The organism is Arthrobacter sp. NPDC080086 (assembly GCF_040702285.1).
Genome location: NZ_JBFBKP010000131.1, coordinates 1 through 6116, shown reverse-complemented (window position 1 = coordinate 6116; position 6116 = coordinate 1). Strand labels below are relative to the sequence as shown.

General features: G+C 71.6%; 7 protein-coding genes. 3 read left to right on the top strand and 4 right to left on the bottom strand.

The genetic code is table 11. The features are described 5' to 3' along the window. The 3 genes from AB0305_RS22320 to AB0305_RS22310 all read right to left on the bottom strand — a co-directional run. Positions 1–537 (bottom strand): M15 family metallopeptidase (locus tag AB0305_RS22320; protein ID WP_366174076.1); only part of this gene is annotated, 537 nt, incomplete at its 3' end. A gap of 37 nt (positions 538–574) precedes the next feature. Further along, complete coding sequence (locus AB0305_RS22315) at positions 575–1813, bottom strand: hypothetical protein (protein WP_364136624.1); 1239 nt, start codon at positions 1811–1813, stop codon at positions 575–577. Between the two features lie 74 nt (positions 1814–1887). Beyond that, the gene (locus AB0305_RS22310) at positions 1888–2991 is read right to left on the bottom strand and encodes a hypothetical protein (protein ID WP_364136622.1); all 1104 of its coding nucleotides are present in this window, start codon (positions 2989–2991) and stop codon (positions 1888–1890) included. Positions 2992–3221: 230 nt separating this feature from the next. On the opposite strand from AB0305_RS22310, the gene AB0305_RS22305 reads away from it, so the two are divergent. Next, positions 3222–4379 (top strand): MFS transporter, encoded by a 1158-nt coding sequence (locus AB0305_RS22305; RefSeq protein WP_364136620.1) that lies wholly within the window; start codon positions 3222–3224, stop codon positions 4377–4379. On the opposite strand, the gene AB0305_RS22300 is transcribed toward AB0305_RS22305, so the two are convergent. Beyond that, entirely contained in the window at positions 4339–4812 is a 474-nt protein-coding gene (locus AB0305_RS22300) for a DUF2231 domain-containing protein (protein WP_290256510.1), read from the bottom strand. The two genes, AB0305_RS22305 and AB0305_RS22300, sit on opposite strands and share 41 nt — an antisense overlap. 72 nt (positions 4813–4884) lie before the next feature. On the opposite strand from AB0305_RS22300, the gene AB0305_RS22295 reads away from it, so the two are divergent. Next, positions 4885–5886: a hypothetical protein gene (locus tag AB0305_RS22295; RefSeq protein ID WP_364136618.1), complete on the top strand. Its 1002-nt coding sequence runs from the start codon at positions 4885–4887 to the stop codon at positions 5884–5886. Between the two features lie 38 nt (positions 5887–5924). Continuing rightward, the coding region (locus AB0305_RS22290; RefSeq protein ID WP_366174072.1) for a hypothetical protein at positions 5925–6116 on the top strand (192 nt) is incomplete at its 3' end.

Here is a 6116-nt window from a genome sequence, read left to right as displayed (position 1 = left end):
GTCCGGCCGGGCCCATGAACCGCCCCATTCAAAGCCCAAGTCTTCAAAAATTTCGGTCAGGGGATGATCTGCGGTGAAGACTCCCGGCCGGGCGCTGCGGTCAACGTTTGAGGCGTCCGGGTACCAGATTCCGTCCTCAGCCAGGTAGGGGTTCAGCGCCGGGTTGATGTCGAGAGCCAGGCCCCATGAGTGCATGGACACCCTGTCCGTGCCGGCAATGGAGCGGTAGTTGAAGCCCGAGGTGTTGTTGGCTGCCATCGAAACGAAGTCGTCGCCCCGAAAGGGCGGCTCGTCAATGGGAATGGCCTGCTGGATGGGAAAGCCCATCTCCAGCGCCGCGGTGAAGGCTTCCAAGATCGGGGCCGAGATCATCCGGTGGACGATGAGGGTGCCCTCGTGGACGGCATCATCGAAGCCGAGGTGATCGAAGCTGACCGCGCAGAGGTCTGCCAGGGCTACCGGACAACCCTCGCGGTACGTGTGCGGGAGCATCTGTGCGGTGACGTTCTGGGCGCGGTTCTCGAGAGGTCCTGGCATGGCACCATTCTGGTGGAGTCCGGTGGGACGGACCGTCTCAGTACCAGTTGTTGGACACTTCGTGGTCCCAGGCGAAGCAGGGGGACCCGTAACGCCCGGCGATGTAGCCGAGCCCCCACGAAATCTGGGTCCGGTAGTTGGTCAGCCAGTCGGATCCGGTGGACGAATACTTCTCCGGCGGCAGGGCCTGGGCGACGCCGTAGGCCCCGCTGGAGGGGTTGGTGGCGTTGGTCATCCAGCTCGATTCCTGGTTCCAGAGCTTGACCAGGCAGCTCATCTGGTCCCCGCCCCAGCCGTGGGAGCCGAGCTGGCTGGCGGCAAACGCCTGGGCACCGGCCGGGTCGTTGACCGCGCCGCCGGGGATCTCCGGGGTCACCACCGTCGGTGCCGGTACAGGCGCCGGTGCAGGTCCCGGTCTCCGCGCGGCCGTTGCAGCGTCGGCCGCTGCGGCAGCCCTGGCCGCCGCTGCCGCCGCCTCCTCAGCTGCTTTCCGGCGCGCTTCCTGCTGGGCCTCGTAGGCGGCCTGGGCTTCCTGCCCGGCGCGGTAGTTCTGCTCAACCGCGGCGCTGGTGTCCTTGAGGGTTGCCAGCTGCGCTGTGAGGGTCCCGCTGTATTTGGTTTCCTCGTCCACTTTCTCCTGGGTGGCCCGCTGGGCGTCCTGCGCGGCGGCCAGCTTGGCCTGGGCATCATCGGCGAGCCGCTGGTTTTCGGCCTGCTCCACCGACTGCTGCGCATCCAGGGACGCCGCAGCTGCCTCAGCGGCGCGCGAGTTGTTGTACAGGTCCGTGGTCCTTTGGGCGACGAACTGCATGACGTCCAGCTTCTGCAGGCCGTCCTTGCTCTGCAGTGTGTCCAGCACTGAGAACGGCCCGAGGTCCGTAGCGCCGCCCATGTAGTCGTGGGCGGCGAGGGCACCCGTTTGCCGGTGAAGCTTGTCGGCGGTGGCATGGGCTGCCGCGGTTTTCTCTTTCAGGGTCGCCAGCTTCGCTGTCGAGGCTTCGAGGTTGTTGTGGGCAAAGGCATAGTCCAGTCCCGCCCGCACCGCCGCGGCGCCCAGGGAGGAAGCCTGTTGCTGCAACCCGTCCAGGAGCCCGTTGATCTTCTGGATCTCGGCGTCCTTCGCATCGACATTGCCCTTGGCGGCCTGGACGTCAGCCCACGAGGGGTAGCCGGATGGGGGCGCGTCGTCGGCCCCGGCAGTCGGCGCGGCGGCCACCGCGGCCAGCAGCGCGACCGTCAGCACCGCGCAGGCCTTGCCCATCGGCACCCTCGACATGAACGTAGAACCCCACATAGGCACCAGAGCCTACTCGACGGCGCTGGGCGTCTTCAGTAAGAGCGCTGCACCGCCTAGATCTCCGGCCGGCAGGGACCCTGGCCGAGCATCGACAGACCCGTGAGGTCACCGGTTTGGTAGGTGGTCACGCCGATCGAGTCGGTAGGGTTCATCAGCTGCGAGGGGTCCTGCACATGGTCCAGCCCCACAACGTGGCCCAGTTCGTGTTCGATCACGCCGCGGGCCTGTGCCGGACCCTCGCGGCCGATCATGGCCTGCATCGCCGGGCCGTTCAGTTCCAGCTGGCCGCTGACATACGTGAAGCCCGAGTTGCCGATGCTGACGGCCTCGCTGCCGCCCAGGCCCATGACGTTCGTGCCGACGACCTTGTTTGTGAACCGCGGTTCCTCCGCCGTCGTCTCCCAGGCGATCAGCACCGGCGCCCAGCGGTTCCCGTACCGCTCCGACTGGTAGGACTTGTGCTCGGCCGCGGGCGCCTCGGAGGTGGCGCCGTCGTCGATGAAGACCAGCCCGGTGGCGCGGGACACGGCGGCCACGGCCTCCCGGATCAGCACCGGCCCGTCCGCGGGAGAGTTTGCGGCGCGGGTGACGTAGTGGATCGGCCGGCACGGGTCGTAGGTGTAGGGCTTGCCGTCGCTCCCGGTGTGCAGGAAAGCATACGACGGCGACGTGCGCGCAAGCGGGGCCGGAGACCCCAGCGGGGACGCGTTTTCCTCCAGGCCTCCCGGGGGGTGGTCCGTCACGGCCCGCGGCGCCGGAGCCGCGCCGTCAGCGGCTCCGGCTCCCGGAACGGCGGGCGGCTGGGCGGCCCCCTGTGTGGCGCCGGCCTTCGGCAGCGGCTGCCCCGCCGGTCGGGGAAGGAACCGCCCCAACAGTCCGGACGGGGACAGGTCCCCGTGCAGGTACAACGCGCCAGCGGCGATCAGGACGGCGGCACTGACCACCGCGACGGTCCGGAACAGCAGCCCCAGCACCCGGCCGACGGCCCGGGAGCTCCGCCGCCCCAGGGACTCCCGCGGTGCGGGCGCCTCCTGCTGCTCCCACCAGGGGGTGGCCCCGCCCGGGCCGCCGGTCATCTCCTCGAGCTGCCAGGCCGCGACGCGCGGCGGCCCGGCATCGTGGCCGGGCTGCGAAAAGTGGTTCTGGGGTTCAGTCATCGTTGCTCATACTCTCACCATCGTCCGCGGCCCGGCACCTGTAAGCCCGGCCGCCCCGCACGGGAGGCCTTGTAGCGGGGCTCCCGGTGGGCGATTCTGATGCCATGGAAGGCCCAGCACCGGAGCGGCCGGCCCCTCAAACGGCCGCCGCGAGCGGGACACATCCCAGGCCAGGGAACCGGGGACCGGGAGGTAGCCGCGCACCCCGGGGGAACCGCGCCTGGGGCACCGTGGCGGGCTTCGGCCTGGTCAGCCTGGTCACCGATCTGGTGTCCGACGGCGCCCGTTCCCTCGCCGGACCCCTGCTCGGCCAGCTCGGCGCGACGGCGCTGGTGGTGGGGCTGGTCACCGGCGGCGCGGAGGCGGCGGCGCAGGGCCTGCGGGTGGTGTTCGGTCCCTGGGCGGACCGCACCCGGCGGTACTGGAGCTTCACCGTGGCCGGGTATGCCATGACCGTGGTGAGCGTGCCGCTGCTGGCGGTGACTCCGGGCCTGGGAGCGGCAGGACTGGCCGCGGCTTCGGCGCTCATCATCGCGGACCGGGTGGGCAAAGCCGTCCGGAGCCCGGCCAAGACGGTGCTGCTGGCCGCCGCGGCGGCGGACGTGGGCCGTGGGCGGGGGTTCGCCGCGCACAAGGCCCTGGATTTGGTCGGGGCCTTGCTGGGTCCGGTGCTGGTCGCCGCGGTCCTGGCCGCGACGGGTCTCCTGCAGGCCGCGTTCGCGGTCCTGGCCGTACCCGCGGGGGCTGTCCTGGCGCTCCTGGTCTGGCTCCGCCGGCGGGTACCCGGCCCGGGTGCCGGCCCCGGCGGTGCGGCGGCGCCGTCGTTGTTCTCGCCGGTCTTCCTGCGCTTCGCCGTGGGCGCCTTCTTCTGGAGCGCCGGGCTGGTGGCGTTCGGCGTGATTTCCTTCCACCTCAGCACGGCGGTCAATGTCCCGGTGGCCGTGGTGCCGTTGCTCTACGCCGCCGCCATGGGCGCCGCGGCGCTCGGCGCGCTGGCCAGCGGATACCTCTACGACCGTGCCGGCGGGGCGGTGCTGCTGGTGCTGCCGGTGCTCGTCGCGTTGGTGCCCGTCCTGGCCCTTTCGCCTGCCGCCGGGCCGGCGCTGGCGGGCGTGGCGGTCTGGGGCGCCGCGACCGGGATCCAGGACTCGACGGTCAAGGCGCTGGTCGCAGACATCGTCCCCGAGGCGCGGCAGGGTTCGGCGTACGGGGTGTTTGCCGCCTTCGAGGGGGCCGGTGCGTTGGCGGGCGGGGCGCTGTACGGAGCGCTCTATCCGTTCCGCCCGGCGCTCATGGCGACCGTCGCCGCGCTTCAGGCCGTGGCGCTGGTGCTGTTGCTGGCGGCGGTCAGCGGGACCAGACGGACACCGCGCCCGAGTGACCGGTGACGATGGTCTGGTAGATGAAGAACACGCCGGCCAAGGCACCCGCGACGAGGAGGATGATCCGGACCGTGCGGTTTTCCCGCAGGCTGCCCAGGAACGCGAAGCGGCGGCCGATCGGTTCGTAGCTGACCACGATCATCGCGGCGACGAACACGAAGAAGATCACCGAGACGTACTTCAACACATCGCCCTGTTCGGCGTGTTCGCGGATCAACTTGGTCGCGGGCCGGGCCTTCTCCAGCTGCTCGCCGGCTTGCGCGGTCACCAGGGACACCGGCACCAGCAAGAGCGAGAGCACGGCCAGCGGCCAGGCCAGGAGCCGCCGCCAGCGCGGGGCGACGGCGTACACGATCGCCGCGACGCCGGCGATGGGGCCGAGGACGACGACGGCGTGGACAAGGAGGATGTGGGCCGGCAGGCCGGCAATCTCAATCACGTGGGGGCTCTCCTACGGTGAACGTGCGCTGCGCGCCCCCGGCGATCGGGCCGGAGCTTCTATGATTCTTGCATGTCAACGGACGAGCTGGCGGGCATCGCGGCGCGGCTCTACGGCACGGCGTTCGACGGGTTTGTCCCGGCGCGGGCCGAGGCCGCGAAGGAGCTGCTGGCTGCGTCGGCGCCCACCCCGGAGACCCGCGCCCTGGCGGCGGAGGTCCGGACGCTGCCCAAGCCCTCGGCCAGCGCCTGGGCGGTGAACATGCTGGCACGCCGGCGGCCCGAGCTGCTCGCCGGCCTAGCGGAGCTGGGGACCGCGATGCGCCGGGCGCAGGACAGCCTCGACGCCGCCGCGCTGCGCAGCCTGGGACGGGAGCGCCGGACCCAGCTGGCGGCCGCCGTCGACGCCGCCCGGGAGGCCGCCGCCCAGCAGGGCCGCGCCATCAGTGCAACCATCGCGACGGAAATCGAGGAGACGCTGCGGGCGGCGACGGCGGACCGGGGCGCGGCCGACGCGGTGTGCAGCGGACGGCTGTTGCGCGCCCTGAGCGCGGACGGCGTCGACGTAGTGGACCTCGACGGCGCCGTGGCCGTCCCCGGAGCGCCCGGTCCCGTGACCGGGCTGAAAGCCGGCCCGGAGGGAGCAGCAAAGGGGCCCCCGCCTGCTGGGAAAAAGGCGGAGGGCGCCGGGGCAAAGGCCGGGGCCGAGGAACGGACTGAACCCCGGTTGCGCGCGGTGGGACAACGGCGGCCACCCGGACCCAGCGCGCTTGAGCGTGCCCGGGCCGCGCTGGAGGAGGCGTCCAGGGCTGCCCGCAGCAGCCGCGGGGAGGAACACCGCACGGTCGCGGCCCAGAAGGAGGCGACCGAGCAGGCAGAGGCCTTGGCCGCTGAGGTGACGCGGCTGGCCAAAGAACTCGCGGCGGCGGAAGAACGCCTGCGGGAGGCCCGAAGGCAACGGGATTCCGCGCTCACGGCGGCCCGCCAGGCCGGCCGTGCCGCGGACCGGGACCGCCGGCGGGAGGACCTGGCCCGTGAGCGCGTCCTGCGGTTGGGCGACACACCGGCCGACTAACCGCTTGAGTGTCAGAGGCCGGCTGCAGACTTAATTCCATGGAACAGCAACAGGCATCAGCAGCCGAATACTGGGAAGTCACCTATCTGGACGGCGACTGCGGACGGATCCGCACCGAGTCCTTTGACGACGCCGCATCCGCCGAGCGTTTCGCCTGCCGCCAGGTCCGGGACGAGGACGGCTGGGCGGTCATCGACGTCGTGCGCCCGGCGGCGCGGGCCGCCGTCGGG